Source organism: Piscinibacter lacus (assembly GCF_016735685.1).
Classification (GTDB): domain Bacteria; phylum Pseudomonadota; class Gammaproteobacteria; order Burkholderiales; family Burkholderiaceae_C; genus Aquariibacter; species Aquariibacter lacus.
This window is the reverse complement of the sequence record NZ_JAERRA010000001.1, coordinates 1,446,247-1,465,380: the sequence shown is the minus strand read 5'-3', so window position 1 is coordinate 1,465,380 and position 19,134 is coordinate 1,446,247. Positions and strand designations below refer to the sequence as shown.

14 protein-coding genes are annotated in these 19,134 nt (G+C 74.6%); 4 read left to right on the top strand and 10 right to left on the bottom strand.

Going from position 1 to position 19,134, the window contains the following annotated elements; translation table 11 throughout:
- Positions 1-13: 13 nt before the first annotated feature.
- On the bottom strand, positions 14-697 hold the full coding sequence (locus tag JI742_RS06715; RefSeq protein WP_201824945.1) for a hypothetical protein: 684 nt from the start codon (positions 695-697) through the stop codon (positions 14-16).
- A 119-nt stretch (positions 698-816) separates the two neighbouring features.
- Here JI742_RS06715 and JI742_RS06710 point away from each other — a divergent pair, with 119 nt between their 5' ends.
- Positions 817-2,136: an NAD(P)/FAD-dependent oxidoreductase gene (locus tag JI742_RS06710; RefSeq protein ID WP_350309636.1), complete on the top strand. Its 1,320-nt coding sequence runs from the start codon at positions 817-819 to the stop codon at positions 2,134-2,136.
- 76 nt (positions 2,137-2,212) lie between these two features.
- Here JI742_RS06710 and JI742_RS06705 read toward each other — a convergent pair whose 3' ends face one another.
- The 4 genes from JI742_RS06705 to JI742_RS06690 form a co-directional block, all read right to left on the bottom strand.
- A complete protein-coding gene (locus JI742_RS06705) occupies positions 2,213-3,346 on the bottom strand; it encodes an aminotransferase class V-fold PLP-dependent enzyme (RefSeq protein ID WP_201824941.1) in 1,134 nt (377 codons plus the stop codon).
- 464 nt (positions 3,347-3,810) lie between these two features.
- Positions 3,811-4,167 (bottom strand): ArsC/Spx/MgsR family protein, encoded by a 357-nt coding sequence (locus JI742_RS06700; RefSeq protein WP_201824939.1) that lies wholly within the window; start codon positions 4,165-4,167, stop codon positions 3,811-3,813.
- A 15-nt stretch (positions 4,168-4,182) separates the two neighbouring features.
- Positions 4,183-5,163: a site-specific tyrosine recombinase XerD gene (gene xerD, locus JI742_RS06695; RefSeq protein ID WP_434057634.1), complete on the bottom strand. Its 981-nt coding sequence runs from the start codon at positions 5,161-5,163 to the stop codon at positions 4,183-4,185.
- A complete protein-coding gene (locus JI742_RS06690) occupies positions 5,160-6,143 on the bottom strand; it encodes a tripartite tricarboxylate transporter substrate binding protein BugE (protein ID WP_236676815.1) in 984 nt (327 codons plus the stop codon). The genes xerD and JI742_RS06690 overlap by 4 nt, the downstream gene beginning before the upstream one ends.
- Before the next feature lie 128 nt (positions 6,144-6,271).
- Between JI742_RS06690 and JI742_RS06685 the strand changes: the two genes are divergently transcribed.
- Positions 6,272-7,177: an AEC family transporter gene (locus JI742_RS06685; protein WP_201824937.1), complete on the top strand. Its 906-nt coding sequence runs from the start codon at positions 6,272-6,274 to the stop codon at positions 7,175-7,177.
- A 42-nt stretch (positions 7,178-7,219) separates the two neighbouring features.
- Here JI742_RS06685 and queG read toward each other — a convergent pair whose 3' ends face one another.
- Positions 7,220-8,356 (bottom strand): tRNA epoxyqueuosine(34) reductase QueG, encoded by a 1,137-nt coding sequence (gene queG, locus JI742_RS06680; protein ID WP_201824935.1) that lies wholly within the window; start codon positions 8,354-8,356, stop codon positions 7,220-7,222.
- Between queG and tsaE the strand changes: the two genes are divergently transcribed.
- Together tsaE and JI742_RS06670 are read left to right on the top strand one after the other, a co-directional pair.
- Positions 8,351-8,857 carry a tRNA (adenosine(37)-N6)-threonylcarbamoyltransferase complex ATPase subunit type 1 TsaE gene (gene tsaE, locus JI742_RS06675; RefSeq protein ID WP_201824933.1) on the top strand — a complete coding sequence of 169 codons (507 nt, stop codon included), beginning with the start codon at positions 8,351-8,353 and terminating at the stop codon, positions 8,855-8,857. The genes queG and tsaE overlap by 6 nt on opposite strands.
- 67 nt (positions 8,858-8,924) lie before the next feature.
- Positions 8,925-10,319: an N-acetylmuramoyl-L-alanine amidase gene (locus tag JI742_RS06670; protein WP_201824931.1), complete on the top strand. Its 1,395-nt coding sequence runs from the start codon at positions 8,925-8,927 to the stop codon at positions 10,317-10,319.
- Here the strand turns inward: JI742_RS06670 and JI742_RS06665 are convergent, their stop codons facing one another.
- Genes JI742_RS06665 through JI742_RS06650 form a run of 4 tightly spaced genes read right to left on the bottom strand, consistent with a single transcriptional unit; the run spans position 10,320 to position 19,025 of the window.
- On the bottom strand, positions 10,320-14,885 hold the full coding sequence (locus tag JI742_RS06665; protein WP_201824929.1) for a translocation/assembly module TamB domain-containing protein: 4,566 nt from the start codon (positions 14,883-14,885) through the stop codon (positions 10,320-10,322).
- Positions 14,886-14,917: 32 nt separating this feature from the next.
- Complete coding sequence (locus tag JI742_RS06660) at positions 14,918-16,939, bottom strand: autotransporter assembly complex protein TamA (RefSeq protein ID WP_201824927.1); 2,022 nt, start codon at positions 16,937-16,939, stop codon at positions 14,918-14,920.
- Positions 16,936-18,150: a vWA domain-containing protein gene (locus JI742_RS06655; protein WP_201824925.1), complete on the bottom strand. Its 1,215-nt coding sequence runs from the start codon at positions 18,148-18,150 to the stop codon at positions 16,936-16,938. The genes JI742_RS06660 and JI742_RS06655 overlap by 4 nt, the downstream gene beginning before the upstream one ends.
- 20 nt (positions 18,151-18,170) lie before the next feature.
- Positions 18,171-19,025 (bottom strand): AAA family ATPase, encoded by an 855-nt coding sequence (locus JI742_RS06650; RefSeq protein WP_201826448.1) that lies wholly within the window; start codon positions 19,023-19,025, stop codon positions 18,171-18,173.
- Positions 19,026-19,134 lie beyond the last annotated feature (109 nt).

The window sequence follows — 19,134 nt, the reverse complement described above, 5'->3', positions numbered from 1 at the left end:
CGCCGGGCCGGCGTCAGCGCACCGGCAGGACGCGCATGCCCAGCGATTCGCCGCCCTCGCGGGCCAGCACCCGCACCGTCACCTGGCGGGCTTGCAGGCCCGAAGGCAGGGCCACACTGCCCTGCAGCAGGGCCTTGCGGCCCAGCGGCGGCGGCGGGGGTGGGCTCAGCTCGACGCTGCGCGCCGTGCCGGAAGCCGATTCACCTTCGACGACCAGCTTCAGCGTCAGCGCGCGCGGCGCCGTGCCCGCCTGGCTCAGGGCCAGGGTGTAGCCCAGTTGACCGCCGCGCGCGGCAAAGCGGGCGGCCCGCACGGCCACCGTGCCATCGCGCGGATCGGGCGGCAGGGCCTCCATCAAGGCATCCAGAGTGGCGCGGGCCTCTTCCAGGGCGCGGCCCTCGGAGCCGGCACTGGCCTTGAGCCGGGCCAGCTCGGCGACGGCGCCGTCGCGCGCCTGGCGCAGTTCCTCCAGGGCCGTCGCCTGGGTGGCAAGCTGCGCCTGGGCGGCCTGGTGGCGGGCCAGCAGATCGCGGCCTTCAGCCACCGACAGGCGGGGCGGAAGCCACTTCGTCTGGGCCCACCACAGGCCGCCGGAGCCCAGGGCCGCACCGATGAAAAGGGACACCAGCCAGGCCGGCATGCGGCGTCGGCGGCGGGCATAAGGGTCGAAGACCACGGGTCGATTGCGTCCGAACATGCCTCAGCCTAACCCGTGACGCAGGACGAAGCCAGCGCGATGCCCCGGCACCCGGCCGGCCTGCGCATGCTTCGTGCTGGGAAAGGGGCATGCCGACCGAGCCGCCAGCCCCCTGCCCTGTGGTCCAGCCGCAACGCGGCGGCCATGCCTCACCCTGGCGCATCGTCATCGTCGGTGCCGGCTTTGGCGGCACCACGCTGGCGCGGGCGCTGCGGCGCTGGCGCGGCCCGGCCATCGAGCTGACCCTGGTCTCCGACGAGAGCTACACCACCTTCAACCCCATGCTGCCCGAGGCCGTCGGGGCCTCGGTCTTCCCCGAGCAGGTCGTCGTGCCGGTGCGCGAGATGCTGCGCCCCGCGCCCGGCCGGCGCTTCGTGATGGGCGAGGTGCGCGGCATCGACTGGCAGACGCGCGAGCTGCATTGCCACACCCTGGCCGGCCCGCTGGCCCTGCCCTGGGACCACCTGGTGCTGGCAGTCGGCAGCGCCGCGCGCCTGGACCTGATGCCCGGCATGGCCGAGCACGCCCTGCCGCTGAAGACCGTGGGCGATGCCATGCACATCCGCAACACCGTGCTGCGCCGCCTGGCCCGCATCGAGCTGGAGCGCGACCCGGCGCTGCGCCGCGAGCTCGGCCACTTCATCGTGATCGGCGGCGGCTTCTCGGGCGTGGAAGTGGCCGGCGAGCTGATCGACTGCCTGCACAGCATGCGCCGCTACTACCCCGAGGTGGCGGCCGCGGAGATCCGGGTCAGCCTGCTGCACGGCGGGGAGCGCCTGCTGCCCGAGCTGCCGCCGGGTCTGGGCGAGGCGGCCGAGCGCTCGCTCGTCGAACGCGGCGTGGACGTGCTGCTCAAAGCCCGCGCGCAGCAGGTGCGCGAGGACGGCGTCGACCTGGACGACGGCCGCAGCCTGGCCGGCCGCACCGTGATCGCCACCGCCGGCGTGCGCGCCCAGGCCCTGACGCTGAGGCTCGGCCTGCCGCTGGTGCAGGGCCGCATCGTCACCGCGGCCGACCTGTCGGTGCCCGGCCACGACGGCGTGTGGGCCCTGGGCGACTGCGCCTATGTGCCCAACGGCCGCGGCGGCCAGATCGCCCTGCCCACGGCCCAGTTCGCCGTGCGCCAGGCCCGTCATCTGGCAGCCAACCTGGCCGCTGCCCTGGCCGACCGGCCGACCCTCGCCTTCAGCCATCGCTCGCTGGGCATGATGGCCTCCATCGGCCACCTCAAGGGCGTGGCCCAGGCCGGCCCCTTCCAACTCCACGGTCTGCCGGCCTGGCTGATGTGGCGGGCCTACTACCTGAGCCAGATCCCCTCCACCGGCCGCCGGCTGCGGGTCTTCTTCGAATGGGTCTGGGGCATGTTCACGCCGACCGACATCACCCACCTGCGCTTCCAGCGCAGCCCCGGGCGGCTCAAGCCGCCCGCGCCGCCCTGAGCCTGCGGGCCTGCTGCGCCGGACCCATGAAGAAAGCCCGCACGCGGCGGGCTTTCCGGCTCGGGGGCGGGGCAGCTCAGGCGCTGGCGAGCTTGCGCAGTACGGCGTCCAGCGGGGCGACGGTGCGGTCGATGTGCTTGAGCTTGTCCAGGCCGAAGAGGCCGAGGCGGAAGGTGCGGAAGTCCGGGCCTTCGTCCAGGGCCAGGGGCACGCCGGCGGCGATCTGCAGGCCTTCGGCCATGAAGCGCGAGCCGTTCTGCCAGGCCGGGTCGGCGGTGTAGCTGACGACCACGCCCGGGGCCTGGAAGCCGTCGGCGGCGACGCTGGGCAGCTTGAGCTCGGCCATCAGCGCGCGCACGCGGCGGCCCAGCTCCCACTGCGCGGCCGAGGCCTGGGCGTAGCCGAAGTCGCGGGTCTCGGCCATCACGTCGCGGGCGACGACCAGGGATTCGGTCGGCATGGTCGCGTGATAGGCATGCGCGCCCGATTCGAAGGTGGCCATGATCTGCAGCCACTTCTTGAGGTCGATGGCGAAGCTGCTGCTGGTGGTGGACTCGATCGCGCGGTGGGCACGCTCGCTGAACATCACGAAGCCGGCGCAGGGCGGGCCGCTCCAGCCCTTCTGCGGGGCCGAGACCAGCAGGTCGACGCCGGTGGCCTGCATGTCGACCCAGGCGCAGCCCGAGGCGATGCAGTCCAGCACGAAGAGGCCGCCGACGGCATGGGCGGCATCGGCCACGGCCTTGAGGTAGCTGTCCGGCAGGATCATGCCGGCCGAGGTCTCGACATGCGGCGCAAAGACGACGGCCGGCTTCTCGCGGGCGATGGTGGCCAGCACCTCGTCGAGGGCAGGCGGGGCATAGGGCGCCGTGGCATCCGGGCCGGTCTTGGCCGCGCGCAGCACGGTGGGCTGCGAGGGGATGTGACCCATCTCGAAGATCTGCGACCAGCGGTAGCTGAACCAGCCATTGCGGATCACCAGCACGCGCTGGCCGGTGGCGAACTGGCGGGCCACTGCCTCCATGCCGAAGCTGCCGCTGCCCGGCACGACGGCCACCGCATGGGCCTGGTAGGCGCCCTTGAGGATGCCGGAGATGTCGCGCATCACGCCGCCGAACTTCTTCGACATGTGATTGAGCGCGCGGTCGGTGTAGACCACCGAGTACTCGAGCAAGCCGTCGGGATCGACGTGGGGGAGCAAGGCAGGCATGGCAGGTACAGCAAAAAAGGCCCGAAGGCCTGGGACAAGGAGCTTATCAGCGCAGGCCGGCGCACGGGACCCAGGGGCTGCCCCGGGCCCGCAAAGGCCCGGGATGTGCCGGCGGCGGCGGACAAGCGGGGCTGGATCGGCCAAGAATCGGGGCCCGCGTCGAAATCCTTCCCCCGGCCATGCCCCAGCTCCCGCCCGCACCGCGCCCGACCACGGCCTGGTCCCCCGCCTCCCGATCCGGCCCGCGGCTGGCCCTGGGCAGCCTGCTGCTGGCCGCGCCGCTGGCCGGCGCGGCGCCGGAGCCTCCGCGCAGCACATGGTTCGAGGTGCGGGAGCAGCCGGGCGGCCTGCAAAGCCTGAGCGGCCCCCACCCGACCGAGCTGGCCTGCAAGAAGGCGATGAATCGCAACGAACCGGGACGGCGCTGTGTCGAGCGTCCGCCCGAGACGCTGCCGCGACCTGCCTCAGCGCCCGAGGCGGCGGGCCCAGTCGGCGGGATCGAAGCCCACCGTCAGCGCGCCGTCGGGCCACTGCACGAGCGGGCGCTTGATCAGGCTGGGCTGGGCCTGTAGCAGCCGGTCCAGGCCCTCGGGCGTCGCCGCGGCGGCCTGCTGATCGGGGTCGAGCTTGCGCCAGCTCGTGCCCTGGCGGTTCAGCAGGCGGTCACCCAGCGCGGCACGCCAGGCCGGCAGCACGCCGGGCGGCAGGCCGAGCTTCTTGAAATCGTGGAAGGCATGGTCCACGCCCTGCTCGGCCAGCCAGGCGCGGGCGAGCTTGACGGTGTCGCAGTTCGGGATGCCGTGGAGGGTCAGCGGGGGCATGGGGCGGGGACGGGCTCAGGCCCGCGGGTGATGCGCGGCATGCAGGCTGCGCAGTCGCTCGCGGGCGACATGGGTGTAGATCTGGGTGGTCGACAGGTCGGCATGCCCCAGCAGCAACTGCACCGCGCGCAGGTCGGCGCCATGGTTGAGCAGGTGGGTGGCAAAGGCATGGCGCAGGGTGTGCGGCGAGATCGGCTGGGCGATGCCGGCCCGCAGGGCATGGGCCTTGACGCATTGCCAGAAGCGCTGGCGCGTCATGGCCTCGGCCTGGGCGGTGAGGAAGAGCGCCGCGCTGCTGCGGCCGGCCAGCAGCAGCGGCCGGGCGCTGTCGGCATAGGCGCGCAGCCAGCGGCGGGCCTCCTCGCCGAAGGGCACCAGGCGCTGGCGCGCGCCCTTGCCGTCGATGCGCAGCACGCCCTCGTTCCAGCCCACCCGCACGGCGGGCAGATCGACCAGCTCGGACACGCGCAGGCCGCTGGCATACATCAGCTCCAGCATCGCGCGGTCGCGCAGGCCCAGCGGGGTGGCCACGTCGGGCGCGGCCAGCAGGGCCTCGACCTGGGCCTCGCCCAGGGACTTGGGCAGCCGCGGCGCCTGGCGCGCCGGGCTCAGGCGCAGGGTCGGGTCGTCGGCGCGGCGGCGCTCGCGCAGCGCCCAGCGGAAGTAGCGGCGGAAGCTGCTGAGCCGGCGGTTGGCAGTGGCCGCCTGGGTCTCGGCATGGCGGGCCAGGATGTAGGCCAGCAGATCGGCCTCGCGGGCTTCGTCCAGGCTGCGGCTCCCGGCCTGGGCGGCCAGCCAGGTGGCGAACAGGGCCAGGTCGCGGCGGTAGGCCGCCAGGCTCAGGCGCGACAGGCCGTCTTCCAGCCAGAGCGCGCCGAGAAAGCTTTCGATGGCCTCGGCGCTGGCCGCTGGCACCGCCGCCGCCGCGGGGCGGCCACGGCGACGCACCGGCGCCGCCGTGGCCGGATCCGCGGTCGGCGCGGCGGCGGGCTTCACTCCAGGCGCAGCTTCTGCTTCTCGACCACGCTCTTGTAGACCTCGAACTCGGCGCGGGTCTGCTCGGTGAAGGCGGCCGGGCTGTTGGCCACGACGATCGAGCCGGTGGCCTCGATGCGCTGCTTGACCGAGGGATCGGCCAGGGTCTTGGAGACCGCCGCATGGATCTTGTCGATCACCTCCTGCGGCAGGCCCTTGGGGCCGTGGATGCCGTAGAAGGCCATGCGGTTGACGGCCGGCAGGCCGACGTCGGCGAAGGTCGGGATCTCCGGCAGCACCGACACCCGCTCGGCCGAGGCCACGACGATGGCCTTCAGCCGCCCCTGCTTGATGAAGGGCAGGGCCGAGGGCAGGTTGTCGAAGATGATGGGCACCTGGCCGCCGACCGTGTCATTGAGTGCCGGGCCCGCGCCGCGATAGGGGATGTGGGTGACGAAGGTGCCGGTCAGGCTCTTGAACAGCTCGAACTGCAAGTGGCCGATGCCGCCGGTGCCCGAGCTGGCGAAGCTGAACTTGCCGGGGCTCTTCTTCAGCAGGGCCAGGAAGCTGGCGTAGTCGCTGGCGGGGAAGCTGGGATGCACGGCGATCACATTGGGCGTGGCCGCCATGTTGATGATCGAGGTGAAGTCGCTCAGCGGGTTGTAGGGCGTCTTGGGGTTGATCGCCGGGTTGGAGGCCACGGTCGAGACGGTGGCCACGCCCAGGGTGTAGCCGTCCGGCGCCGACTTGACGATCTGGTCGGCACCGACGATGCCGCCGCCGCCGCCCTTGTTCTCGACCAGCAGGGTCTGGCCCAGGTGCGGGCCGATCTTCTCGGCCAGCACGCGGGCAATGATGTCGGTGGTGCCGCCCGGCGCGAAGGGCACGATCAGCCGCACCGGCTTGTTCGGGTAGGCGCCCTGCGCGCGCAGCGCGGGGGCGGCGGCCAGGCCCAGGCCCAGGGCCAGCAGCTCGCGGCGGTCGATGGTCTTGCGGTTCATGCCTTGTCTCCTGTGTCGTGGATCGGGCCGGGCGATGCGGACGCTGCCGGGTCGCCCCACTCTGCCCACAGCCGGCACTGGTTCTGATCGTGGAGATTACCTACAAGGCCCCGGAATAAGCTGCGGCGATGACCACGGCCCTGCTCCTGCTGCCCGACCTGTTGCTGATCGTCTGCGGTTTCCTGGTCTGCCGCTACACGGCGCTGGACCGCAGCGTCTGGTCGGCGGCCGAGAAGCTGGTCTACCACCTGCTGTTCCCGGCCTTGCTGTTCGGCGCCATCGTGCGCAACCCGCTGAGCCTGGGCGAGAGCGCGGCCCTGGGCGGCGGCGCGCTGGCCCTGACGGCGCTGGGCGTCGTGGCCAGCCTGGGCCTGGGCCGGCTGCCGGGGGTCGAGGCGCGCCTGCATGCCTCGGGCGCGCAGACGGCCTTCCGCTTCAACTCCTATGTTGCGCTGGCCCTGGCCGAGCGCCTGGCCGGCGGCGCCGGCGTGGCTGGCGTCGCGCTGCTGGTGGCGCTGTGCGTGCCGCTGTGCAATGTCGCGGCGGTCTGGCCGCTGGCCCGGCACGGCCAGCAGGCCTTCGGCCGCGAGCTGCTGCGCAATCCGCTGATCCTCTCGACCGTGGCCGGCCTGCTCTGCAACCTGGCCGGCCTGCAACTGCCCGAGGTGCTGGGCACGACGCTGCAACGCATCGGCTCGGCCGCGCTGCCCATCGGCCTGATGGCGGTCGGCGCCGGCCTGCAGCTCGGCGGTCTGAATGCCAGCCCGCGGCTGGCCGCCGGCTTCCTCGCCATCCGCCATGCGCTGCTGCCGCTGGCCGGCCTGGGCCTGGCCCTGCTGCTGCCGCTGTCGCCCACCCAGCGCACGGTGCTGGTGATGTTCTCGGCCCTGCCGACCGCGTCGAGCTGCTATGTGCTGGCCGTGCGCATGGGCGGCCACGGGCCCTTCGTCGCGGGCCTGGTGACGGTCTCGACCGCGCTCGGCATGGTCACGCTGCCGCTGTGGACGGCATTGGCCGGGCGGCTGACCAGCTGACCGGCTGAGCCGGCGGGCGCGCGGGTCGGGTCCTGGTCGGGTTCACGCCGGATCAGGCGCCTGGGCCAGAGCCCAGTCCAGATGTTCGGCCAGCAGCGGCGTCAGGCCGGGCCGCGCACGCTCGGCGGCCAGGGCCTGGCGGATGTCGGCATCGCCCGTGGCGCGCAGGGCATTGCCCAGGGCCACGACCAGGTTGCGGCGCCAGCGCGCGTGGCCGATGCGGCGGATCGCGCTGCCCTCGGTGCGGCGCAGGAAGGTGGGCTCATCCCAGGCCCAGAGCTGGAGCAGGGTGGGATCGCGGAAGTCCTCGCGCACGGCAAAGTCCGGCAGCGGGCTGCGCTGCGCGAACTTGTTCCAGGGGCAGACGCGCTGGCAGTCGTCGCAGCCGTAGATGCGGTTGCCCATGGCGGCGCGGAATTCGAGCGGAATGGGCCCGTCCTGCTCGATGCTGAGGTAGCTCAGGCAGCGCCGCGCGTCCAGGCGCTGCGGGCCGAGGATGGCCTGCGTCGGGCAGGCGTCCAGGCAGGCCGTGCAGCGGCCGCAGTGCTCGGCGGTGGGCGGCGTGGCGGGCAGCGGCAGGTCGGTACAGATTTCGCCGAGGAAGAACATCGAGCCGCCCTCGCGGCTGAGCAGCAGGGTGTGCTTGCCGCGCCAGCCCAGGCCGCTGCGCTGGGCCAGTTCCACTTCCAGCAGGGGAGCCGAGTCGGTGAAGACGCGATGGCCGAAGGGGCCGATCTGCGCGGCCAGGCGGTCGGCCAGCTTCTGCAGGCGCTGGCGCAGCACCTTGTGATAGTCGCGGCCCCGGGCATAGACGGAGACGGTGGCTGCGCGCGGATCGGCCAGGCGGGCGGCCTCGGCCTCGGCCCAGTCGCCTTCGGCGCCGCCCTGGGCGGGGACGGGCAGGTAGTCCATGCGGGCGCAGATCACGCTGCGGGTGCCGGGCACCAGCTCGGCCGGCCGGGCGCGCAGCGGGCCGTGGGCGGCCATGTAGTCCATGCTGCCGTGGTGGCCGGCGGCCAGCCAGGCGGCCAGACCGGCTTCGGCGCCATCGAGCGCCGGGTCGGCCACGGTGATCTGGGAAAATCCAAGTTCCGCGGCCCAGCGCCGCAGGTCCGCCAGCACGGCGGCGCCGTCCAGCGGCGCGGCCGGCGCGGGAGCCGATTCCGACGTCGCATGCATGCCCCGATTCTAGGAAGCCTGTCGCTGGCCTGGCCCGACGAAGCCGCCTGCGCCGCCTGCGCCCAGGCCCTGGCCGCCAGCCCGGCGCTGGACGATGCGCTGATCGAACTCGACGGCCCCCTGGGCGCCGGCAAGACCAGCTTCACCCGCCACCTGCTGCGCGCCCTGGGCGTGGCCGGCCGCATCAAGAGCCCGAGCTATGCCGTGGTCGAGCCGCATGCCTGGACCGGCGCCGATGGCCGCCCGCGCCAGGCCTGGCACTTCGACTTCTACCGTTTCGGCGACCCGCGCGAATGGGAGGATGCCGGCTTGCGCGAACTCTTCGCCGGCCCCGGACTCAAGCTGGTCGAATGGCCCGCCCTGGCCGGCCCCGATCGCCCGGCCTGCGACCTGCGCCTGGAACTGGCGCCGGTCGCCGACGAAGGCAGCCGCAGCGTGCTGGCCCAGGCCCGCAGCCCGCGCGGCATGCAACTGATCGACGCCCTGCGGCCGGCGCACTGAGGCCCGCCCTTCCCCCTGGCCCTTCGTCCCAAGCCCCGCCTCCACCCCACCCCGCCCGACCTGCCGGATGCCCACCCCACCCCGCCCCCCTACCCTGCCCGCCCGCCGCCGCCTGCTGCGCCAGGGCGCCAGCCTGGTGCTGGGCCTGGGGGTGGCCGAGCTGGCGGCCGGGGCGCAGTTGCTGGCGGTGCGGGTCTGGCCGGCCGAGGACTACACCCGCGTCACGCTGGAATCGGACACCCGGCTCAGCGTCAGCCACTTCCTGATCGCCGAGCCGGCCCGGCTGGTCATCGACCTGCAGGGCCTGGTGCTGAACCCCACGCTGCGCGAGCTGGCCGGCAAGGTACGCGGCGACGACCCCTACATCGCCGGCGTGCGCATCGGCCAGTTCAGTCCGCAGGTCGTGCGCCTGGTCTTCGACCTGCGGCAGCCGACGGCGCCGCAGGTCTTCGGCCTGGAGCCGGTCGCGGCCTACGGCCACCGCCTGGTCTTCGACCTCAAGCCCGTGGTCGAGCGCGACCCGCTGCTGGCCCTGCTGAGCGAACGCGGCCTGGCCGGCCCGCCGGCCGCCGCGCCGCCGGCTGCCGCCGCCAGCGAGGCCGCCCGCGAGGCGGCCGACAGCGTGCGCGATGCGCTCGGCGAGTTCATCGGCCGCATGCCGCAGGGCGGCGCGGCGCCGGCCGCCTCGGCGCCGCCGCGTCCGGCGCGCAAGCCGCCGGCCGCGCCCGAGGCCCCGGCCGAGCGGCACACCGAACGCCTGATCGTCATCGCCCTGGACCCGGGCCACGGCGGCGAAGACCCCGGCGCCATCGGCCCCAGCGGCCTGCGCGAGAAGGACGTGGTGCTCGCCATCGCCCGCCAGTTGCGCGAGCGCCTGGACGCCATGCCGCCGCTGCGCGCCTACCTGACCCGCGACAGCGACCATTTCGTGCCCCTGCACGAGCGCGTGCGCAAGGCACGGCGGGTGCAGGCCGACCTCTTCGTCTCCATCCATGCCGATGCCTTCTTCACGCCGCAGGCGCGCGGCGCCTCGGTCTTCGCGCTGTCGGAATCCGGCGCCAGCAGCACCGCCGCGCGCTGGATGGCGCGCAAGGAAAACGAGGCCGACCGCATCGGCGGCGTGAACCTGGAGACCAAGGATCCGCAGCTCACCCGCGCGCTGGTGGAGATGAGCACCAGCGCGCAGATCCGCGACAGCCTCAAGCTCGGCCACGAGGTGCTGCGCGACATCGGCAAGGTCGGCCGCCTGCACAAGCCACAGGTCGAGCAGGCCGGCTTCGCGGTGCTGAAGGCGCCGGACATCCCGAGCATCCTGGTCGAGACCGCCTTCATCTCCAACCCGCAGGAAGAAGCCCTGCTCGCCGACCCCGAGCACCAGCGCAAGCTGGTCGAGGCCCTGGCCACCGGCATCCAGCGCTACTTCGCCAAGCATCCGGTGCGGCCGCGCAGCCGCACGCTCTGATCAGTTCCAGTTCCAGGTCCAGATCAGGTCCACCGCGCTGTCGCTGCCGCCCTGCGCGCGCAGGGTGAAGCGCTGGGCCACGCGGTAGATGAGCTGCAAATTGCCCGCCGCCGTCGCCAGGCCGCGCTCATAGCCCAGGTAGACCCGCTCGCTGAGCTGCTTGCCGACGGTGACGACGGTGTCGCGCACGCTGCCGGTCTCGTCCTGGCGCACCGCGAATTCATCAAGCCGCAGGCTGCGCGCCAGATTGAATTCGCTGCCGCCCTCGCCCGAGAGCAAGGCCACCGCCGCGCGTTGCAGCAGCAGGGTCTCGCTGCCGGCCAGGCTGTCGTAGCGGCGGCCGGTCACCAGCAGGGCCAGCTTGTCGGTGTCGGGCAGTTCCGGGTCGGAGAAGAGCTTGACCCGCGGCGCCTGCGCGCTGCCGCCCACCCGCACGCCGACCGTGGCGTCGCTGATCGCGCGCACGGCCTCGATGTCCAGCCGCGGATTGGCCAGGTCGCCGGCGAAGGTGACGACGCCGCGCGCGATGCTGAGCTTCTGGCCATAGGCCTCGTAGCTGCCGCGCTCGGTGCGGATCTCGCCCTGCGCCAGCAGCTCGCCGCGCGGCGCGCTCAGCCGCAGTTCGCCGACCAGGCGGGTGTCGATGCCGCGGCCGCGCAGCAGCACGCGCGGCCCCAGGCCCAGGCGCAGGTCCAGATCGATCGCGCGCCCCGGGCCGCGCGCCGCGGCCACCGGCGGCGCGCCGCGGCGGATTACCCGCACGTCGTCGCCGAGCTTGGGCGCGCCGGCCTGGCGGATGTCGAAGAGCCCATCCTCGGCGGCGAGCTGGCCGCGCAGGCTCAGGCGTTGCGGGTCGATGCGCAACTCGGCCTCGCCGCTGACGATGAGGCGGCGGTCGACCCGGCCGAGCAACTGCGCGCGGCGCGTCTGCAAGCGCACGGTGGCCTCGGGCGCGGCGCCGAAGAGGGCCTCGCCGGTCGCGACGATCTCGCCCTCGCCCGCCGCAAAGCGCAGCCGGGACAGGCTGCCGCTGCGGCCGTCGAAGCTCAGGTCGACCGAGCCCTCGCGCAGGGCCACGCCCTCCAGGGCCTGGCGCAGCGACAGGTCGCGGCCCTCCAGCCGGCCGTTCAGCTCGGGGCCGCCGAGCGGGCCGCTGATCGCCAGGCCCGCTTCCAGCCGGCCGCCCAGGCGCCAGCCCGGCGGCAGCCAGGCCGCCCAGCCGCCCAGGCTGTCGACGGCCAGGCGCAGGGCGCCGTAGACGGTGTCCCGCGGGCCGGGCCAGGCGGCCGGGTCGCGCAGTTGCAGCCGCTGCTCGCCATCGATGCGGCCCAGGCCGGCACCGGCAATCTCCTGGGTGAAGCGCCATGCGCCGTCCTCGGCCTCGACGGCCAGGCGCAGGGCCTGGAGCTGCAAGCGCTCGGTCTGGCCGTATTCGCTGATCTGCAAGTCGCCGCCCTGGCGTTCGACCGCCGCCTTCAGGCGGATGCCGCCGCGCGTGTGGAGCAAGACGCGGGCGCCGACGCGCAGCGTGCCGCCCCAACCCACCTCGGGTTGCAGCCGCGCCAGCAGGGCCGGCACATCCAGCGCGTCGAGCGTGGCGTCCAGCGCGATCTGCGGCGGGCCGCCGTCGGGCGCCCCCTGGGCCTCGGCCTGCTGCCAGCGCAGCGCCTGGCCGGCCAGGCTCAGCAGGCCCGGGGCCAGCCGGGCCTGCCAGCCGCCGGGGCCATGGTCGATCTGCATTTGCAAGCCCTCGGCCGCCAGCCAGGGGCCGGCGATGCGCGGCGGCGGCGCCTCGGGCACGACCAGGGGTTGGAGCTTGAGCTGGGCGAGCCGGCCCAGCCAGCGGCCCCCGGCCTCGGCGGTGGCCGTCCAGCGGCCTTCAAGCTCGGCATCGAGCTGCAAGGGGCCGACCGGCGCGGCCGCGGCCGCGCTGGCGGCGACTGGGGTGGCGGCCTGCGTGGCGCCCTGCGTGGCGCCTTGCTTGGCGGCCGGGGTGGCAGCCGGCGTGGCGGCCGGGGAGGCAGCAGCCGGCCGCAGGCGGGCGGAGAGCTGGGCGCGGTGCTCGTCCAGCCGGCCCTGCAGCGCCAGCCGGGCGCTGTCGACCCGCAGGGCCGGCAGGCTCAGGCCGCTCAGGGTCAGCAGGCTGTCGATGCGGGCCTCGGCCGCGGCCTGGGGCGAACCGGGCAGGCCCTGCAGATCCCAGCGGGCCTGGAGCTGCGCCAGGCCCAGGCCGGCCAGCTTCAGGCCCTCGGCCTGCAAGCTGCCGCGGCTGCGGCCGGGCGCGGGCCAGGGGCCGGGCTGCGGGCGGTCGAAGTGCATCTGGCCGCTGAGCCGGCCGGCCGGAGCCTGGGCGGCCGGACCGGGAACCAGCGGCGCCAACGCGGCCAGGGCCGGCGCGTCCACCTCAAGCGTGAGGCCGGTGGCCTCCAGGTCGCCGGTCGCCCCGGGCAGCGGCCAGCGGCCTTGCAGCGCCAGATGGTTGCCGGCCAGGGCCAGGCGGGCGACCAGCTCGGCCAGGGGCTGGGCCTTCAGGTCCAGGGCCAGGCTCAGGGGCAGGCTGGCGAGCTGGCTGTCATCGAGCCGAGCTTGCACGCGGCCGCGCCAGGCCGCGGGATCGGCCGGCGCGGCGCCGGCTGCGGCGTCCAGCGCCCAGTCGGCCGCGCCGTTCAGGGCATGGCGGCCGCGGCGCCAGGCGGCCTCGGGCGGGCCGGGCAGCCAGAGCCGCGGGTCGAAGGCCGACAGGCTCAGCCGGCCGCTGCTGCGCGAGGCCTGGCCGGCCGCGCCGCCGGCCAGCGCGCCCTGCAGCACGGCCTCGGCCTGAAGCTGGCTGCCGCCGGCCTCGGCGCGCAGGGTGTGCAGCGCGATCTCGCCCGGCCGCGCGCCCAGACGGAGCTGCAAGCGGACCGGCGCCTCGCGCAGCGCGGCGGGCAGGCGCTCGCGGCCTGCGCCGACGACGCGGCCCTGCAGCCGGGCGTCCAGCAGGATCGGGCCCCAGGCGGGCGGGGCCGCGGGGGCGGCATGGGCCTTGGGGGCGGCGGCTGGAGCGACTGGAGCGACTGGAGCGACTGGAGCGACTGGAGCGACTGGAGCGACTGGAGCGACTGGAGCGGCTTGGGTGGCCGGGCCGGCGACGCGGGCAGCGGATGCGGCGGGCGCAAGGCCGGCAGCGCCGGCCACCGCGTCCAGCGCATGCTGCACGCTGAGCGGGCCGGCCAGTTGCAGCGGCGGGGCGCGGCGGTCGAGGGCGGCGAGTTGCAGCTCGTCCAGCGTCAGCCGCAGGTCGAGCTGGGGCAGGCCGGTCTCGGGCAGGGCGAAGCGGCCGGCCAGGCGCAGGCGGCCCGCGTCGGCGGCCGGGGCGCGGGCGGCAGCCTCGGCCGGGCGACCGGCGAAGCGCAGCTCGGCGGCTTCCACCGTCCATTGCCGGCCGGCGCCTTGCAGGCGGGCCTCGAGCTGCGCCAGCGGCAGGCGGCCAAGATCCCAGCGATCAGCCGCCGCATTGCGCAGCGCAAGCTGCACGCGCTGGGCGGCCGGGTCGCGCAGCTCGACTTGCAGGCTGCCGCTGAGGGCGGTCTGCGGCGCCTGCGCGCCGAACAGGGCGGCCAGCGGCGCCAGGTCCAGCCGGTCCAGCGTGGCGTCCAGGCCGTCGAGCGGGGGGGCCGCGAAGGGCGCGAGCCGCGCCTGGGCCTGCACGGTCTGATCGGCCAAGCGCAGCGCCAGCCGGGCCTGCGGCGCGGCCAGCGGGCCGTCGACTTGCAGGCTGGCCTGCAGGCCTTGCAGGGCGGCGGGCAGCAGGGCCGGGGGATCCTGCGGGACGGACGCCGCCGCTTGCACCGGCTGCGCCGCCAGCCGCAGCTCGGCCCGCAGCGGCAGGGGCGCGGCGGCGCCCAGCGCCAGGTGGCCGTCGACTTGCAAGCCGCGCCAGCGGGCCTGCATGTGCTCGATGCGGTGCTCGGGCCCCAGCCTCAGGCCCTCCAGGCGCAGGGCCTCCAGGGGCGCGGACAGGCCGGGCAGCTCGATGCGCTCCAGTTCCAGCCGCGCCAGCGCCAGGCGGATCGGCAGTTCCAGGCTTTGCAGCGGCGGGCGGCTGGGCGCGTCCGGCGCGGCCGGGGCCAGGGCCTGCAGGGCGAAGCGGCCGGCCCGCAGATGCTCGGCCTGCACCGCCAGCCAGGCCGGCCCCGGCCCGCCGGGGGCCAGGCGCAGGCCGGCGAGTTCGAGCCGGTCGATCTGCACGCGCCATCGACCGGCATCAAGCTGCAAGCGCGCCAGCCGGAAGGGCCCGGGGCCGAGCAGCGGGCCGCTGGGCTGCTCGATCGCCAGCCCGGGCAGGCCAGCCTGGGCCCAGCCCAGGATCTGCCGGGTGCCGGCCTCGCTGTGCAGCGCCCGCCACAGGCCCAGGGCCGCGGCCAGGCCGGCCGCCAGCAGCAGGGCCGCGAACAGCGGCAGGCCCAGGCCCCAGGGGCCGAGGCCGCGCCGCGCGCGGGCCGGCGGTGCCGCAGCAGCCGCAGCCGTCGATGCCGCGGCAGCCGCCGGCGGCACTTCGACCGGCGGCACTTCGACCGGCGGCAAGCCGTCCGGCGCGGGGGGCGGGCCGCCGGCCATCAGTAGCGCACCCCCACATTGACATGCAGGCGCAGCGAGCCGGTCGCCTCGCCATAGGCCAGGTCGATGCGCAGCGGGCCGATGGGGCTGCGCCAGCGCAGGCCCAGGCCGTAGCCGTAGGCCGGCTGCAGGTCGCGCCAGCCGGAGCCGGCATTGCCGGCGTCGAGGAAGGCCGCGGCATACCAGTCGCGCCAGCGGCCCTGCAAGCGGCGCAGCAGCTCGGCGCTGGCGGTGGCCATCAGGGGGCCGCCGACGGTGGCGCCGTCGCGGTCGACCCCCAGGGTCTGGTAGCCGTAGCCGCGCACGGAATCGTCGCCGCCGGCCCGGAACAGCAGGGCATCGGGCACGGCCAGGCCGTCTCGCTTGATGACCTGGCCGGCCTCGGCGCGGAACTGGGTGAACCAGTGGCCGCCGCGCTCGGCCAGCGGCTGGTACCAGAGGCCGCGGCCGTAGACGCGGCTGAAGGGGCCGCGGTCGCCGTCGGCATCGACGGCATAGCCGCCGCCGGCCTCCAGCGTGACGGCCCAGCCGCGGGTCGGGAAGATCAGGTTGTTGACCGCGCGGCGCGACCACACATAGTTGCCGCCGAGCGAGCGGGCATCGCTGCGCTGGCTGTCGGTGCGAACCACGCTGCGGTTCAGCTCCAGGTAGTAGAGCCGCTCGATCGGGTCGCTGTCCTGGCTGCGGCCGACGCGCAGGCGCTGCGATTCGGTGATCGCGCCGGCCGCATCCAGGTAGTCGGCCTGCATGCTGAGCAGGTTGCGGTAGTTCTTGGGCTGCGGGTCGCCGAGCAGCTCCAGCGAGACCAGGCGTTCGAGCAGGCCGAACTTCAGCCGCGTGGTGGCGACCAGGTTCTGGCCGAAGGGCCGGCGGTGGATGAAGTCGCCGCCGAAGCGCGGGCCGGTGTTGCTGCTGTAGCCCAGGCTCAGCGTGGCCGACTTCAGCGGCTGCTCGCGCAGGCGCAGCACCAGGGTGGCGGGGTCGGCCTGCTCGGGGTCGGCGTCCAGCTCGACGGCCACGCCCTGGTAGAGGCCGACGCGCTGCAGCGCCTCCTGGTAGTCGAGCAGCAGGCGCTCGGCATGCACGCTGCCGAGCGGGAAGGGCCGCACATTCAGCGCGGCGGCCTCGGGCGTGTGGACCAGGCCCTCGACCCGGATGCGGCCGATGCGGAAGACCGGCCCGCTGTCGACGCGGAAGCTCAGCGCGACGGTGCCGCGCTCGGCCTCGACCCGGGCCTCGCTGGCCGCGATGCGGGCGCTGGGGTAGCCGTTGGCGCGCAGGCTGCTCAGCAGCTCGGCCTTGGCCGCGGCCCAGGCCGCCTGGGTGAAGCCGGCCCCCTGCGGCAGCGACCAGCGCGCTTGCAGCCGCCGCCAGCGCGAGCGGGCCGGGGCGGCGGCCGGGCCGTCCTGTTCGCCGGCTTCGGCCAGCGCGCCTTCCAGGCTCAGGCTCAGGCGCTCGATGCGGGCCTGCGGGCCGGGATCGACCAGCAGGCGCAGGGTGGGCAGGCCGCCGGCAGCATCGTCCTCGCGCTCGGTGCGGATGCGCGACTGGAAGTAGCCCTCGGTCTCCAGCAGGGCCGCGGCCTGGGCCGGCGCGGCGGCCAGCAGGCGGCCGATCTCGGCGGCGCTGATGCCGCTGCGGTCTTCCACGGTCGGCGGGCCTTCGTCCGGCCCGGACAGGGCCGCGCCCAGGCGGCTGACGAAGCCGGCGGCGCCCAGGCCCTGGGGATGCTGGAAGCGGGCCAGGTCGAGGTGGCGGATCAGCAGGGCTTGCAGCGCGGCCGGGGCATGCAGTTCGAGGCGGTAGCGGGCCTCGGGGATGGCCTCCAGCACGGCCGGGTCGGCGATGCGGGCGGGCTCGGATGGGCTGGGCGCGGCGGCAGGGGCTGGCGTGGCGGCGGCCGGCGGTGCCGGCGTGGCATCGCCCGGCGGCTCCGGCGTGGCCGCGCCCGCCTGCATTGCCAGGCCCAGCAGGCCGGCGGCCAGCAGCAGGTGCAGCGGCATGCGGCGCGCAGCCCTCATCGGGACAGGCTGGCCATCGCGCCTTCGAGGCCGGCAAGGCTGAGCGAGAACATGCGCTGCGGCCGCATCAGGCGCTCGATCAGGCCGATGCTCGGCCGCCAGCCCCATTCGGCCGGTGCGACCGGGTTCAGCCAGACATGCTGCGGGAAGTGCTGAAAGAGCCGCTGCAGCCAGGCTGCGCCGGTTTCGGGGTTCATGTGCTCGACGCTGCCGCCGGGATGGGTGATCTCGAACGGGCTCATGGTCGCATCCCCGACCAGGATCAGTCGGTGGTCGCGCGGGGTGGCGCGGATCAGCTCGGCGGTGTCGAGGCGGTCGGCCCGGCGCCGGGCCGGGTCGCGCCAGACGCCTTCGTAGACGCAGTTGTGGAAGTAGACGCGCTGCAAGTGCTTGAACTCGCTGCGGGCGGCGCGGAACAGCTCGTCGACGCGGCGGATGTGCGGGTCCATCGAGCCGCCCACATCCATCATCAGCAGCACCTTGACATGGTTGTGGCGCTCGGGCCGCAGCTTCAGGTCCAGCCAGCCGGCATTGGCGGCGGTGGCGGCGATGGTGCCGGGCAGGTCCAGTTCCTCGGCCGCGCCTTCGCGGGCGAAGCGGCGCAGGCGGCGCAGCGCGAGCTGCAGGGCGCGGCCCTGCAGCGGGGCATCGACATCGTGGGCGCGGAAGTCGCGCGCCTGCCAGACCTTGATCGCCCGGCCCTGGCCCGGTTCGGCGCCCGATCCGCCCAGGCGCAGGCCGCGCGGGTTGCTGCCGCCGTGGCCATAGGGCGAGCTGCCGCCCGTGCCGATCCAGCGGCTGCCGCCCTCATGGCGGCCCCGCTGGGTGGCGAGGCGTTCTTCCAGGCCGCGCAGCAGGGCCTCGCGGTCGAGCGGCTGCAGGGCGGCCCGCTCGGCTGCGCTGAGCTGGCGGCGCATGCGCTGGATCAGCCAGTCCTCGGGCACCTTGGGCCCGTCGGCCTCGGCCGGCGGCAGGCCGTCGACGAAGCGGCCGAAGGCGCGGTCGTAGCGGTCGAACAGGGTTTCGTCCTTGACCAGGGCCAGGCGGCCCAGGGCATGCAGCCGGGCCAGGCTGCCGGGCGGCTCGGCTTCGGCCCCGCCGGCGGGGGCATCGAGCAGGCCGGCGTCGAGCAAGCCCAGCAGGGCCAGCCATTCGCCGGGGCCGATGCGCAGGCCCTCGGCACGCAGGGCCAGGAGGAAGTCGATCAGCACGGCGGGCTGCGGGCCGCGGCTCAGCGGTGCCGGCGCTGCATCTCGACGAGCTTCTCGAACAAGGCCAGGTCCTGCTCGGTCTTGAGCAGCGCGCCGACCTGCGGCGGCAGCGCGGCCAGCTCCTCGTCCTCGCCCAGGGCCTCGGGCGGCAGGCCGTCGGCCAGCAGCAGGGCGATCCAGTCGATCAGCTCGCTGGTGCTGGGCTTCTTCTTCAGGCCCGGCAGGGCGCGGATCTGGCTGAAGCGGCGCAGCGCCCTCTCCAGCAGGCGCGGCTGCAGGCCGGGGAAGTGCATCTCGGCGATCGCGCGCAGCGTGGCCGCGTCGGGAAAGCGGATGTAGTGGAAGAAGCAGCGGCGCAGGAAGGCGTCCGGCAGCTCCTTCTCGTTGTTCGAGGTGATGACGACCAGCGGCCGGTGCCGGGCCGTCACCGTCTCGCGCAGCTCGGGCACCTGGAAGGCCATGCGGTCCAGCTCGTGCAGCAGGTCGTTCGGGAATTCCAGGTCGGCCTTGTCGATCTCGTCGATCAGCACCACCACCTGCTGCTCGGCCGTGAAGGCTTGCCACAGCACGCCGGGCAGGATGTAGTGGCGGATGTCGCGCACGCGGGCCTGGGCCTCGGGATCCGGAAGCTGCGCATCGCGCAGGCGGGCCACGGCGTCGTATTCATACAGGCCCTGCTGGGCCTTGGTCGTGCTCTTGATGTGCCAGGTCAGCAGCGGCATGCCGAGGGCGGCGGCGACTTCCTCGGCCAGCAGGGTCTTGCCGGTGCCGGGCTCGCCCTTGATGAGCAGGGGCCGGCGCAGCGTGGCGGCGGCATGGACGGCCAGTTGCAGCTCGTCGGTGGCGACGTAGCGGGCGGAGCCCTGGAACTTCATGGTCATCGGGTCCGGCGCGGGGCGCCAAAAGGATGGAGCGAAGGGGGGCTGCACAGGATCACGTCGCGCATTGGAATCAGTATAGGTCCCCCCCTATAATCCGCGCCGC

Excerpts from the sequence above, each read along its gene's own strand:
- JI742_RS06715 (WP_201824945.1), bottom strand. The coding sequence starts at position 697 with ATGTTCGGACGCAATCGACCCGTGGTCTTCGACCCTTATGCCCGCCGC.
- JI742_RS06705 (WP_201824941.1), bottom strand. The coding sequence starts at position 3,346 with ATGCCTGCCTTGCTCCCCCACGTCGATCCCGACGGCTTGCTCGAGTAC.
- JI742_RS06700 (WP_201824939.1), bottom strand. The coding sequence starts at position 4,167 with ATGCCCCCGCTGACCCTCCACGGCATCCCGAACTGCGACACCGTCAAG.
- JI742_RS06690 (WP_236676815.1), bottom strand. The coding sequence starts at position 6,143 with ATGAACCGCAAGACCATCGACCGCCGCGAGCTGCTGGCCCTGGGCCTG.
- JI742_RS06685 (WP_201824937.1), top strand. The coding sequence starts at position 6,272 with ATGACCACGGCCCTGCTCCTGCTGCCCGACCTGTTGCTGATCGTCTGC.
- tsaE (WP_201824933.1), top strand. The coding sequence starts at position 8,351 with ATGCATGCCCCGATTCTAGGAAGCCTGTCGCTGGCCTGGCCCGACGAA.
- queG (WP_201824935.1), bottom strand. The coding sequence starts at position 8,356 with ATGCATGCGACGTCGGAATCGGCTCCCGCGCCGGCCGCGCCGCTGGAC.
- JI742_RS06670 (WP_201824931.1), top strand. The coding sequence starts at position 8,925 with ATGCCCACCCCACCCCGCCCCCCTACCCTGCCCGCCCGCCGCCGCCTG.
- JI742_RS06660 (WP_201824927.1), bottom strand. The coding sequence starts at position 16,939 with ATGAGGGCTGCGCGCCGCATGCCGCTGCACCTGCTGCTGGCCGCCGGC.
- JI742_RS06650 (WP_201826448.1), bottom strand. The coding sequence starts at position 19,025 with ATGAAGTTCCAGGGCTCCGCCCGCTACGTCGCCACCGACGAGCTGCAA.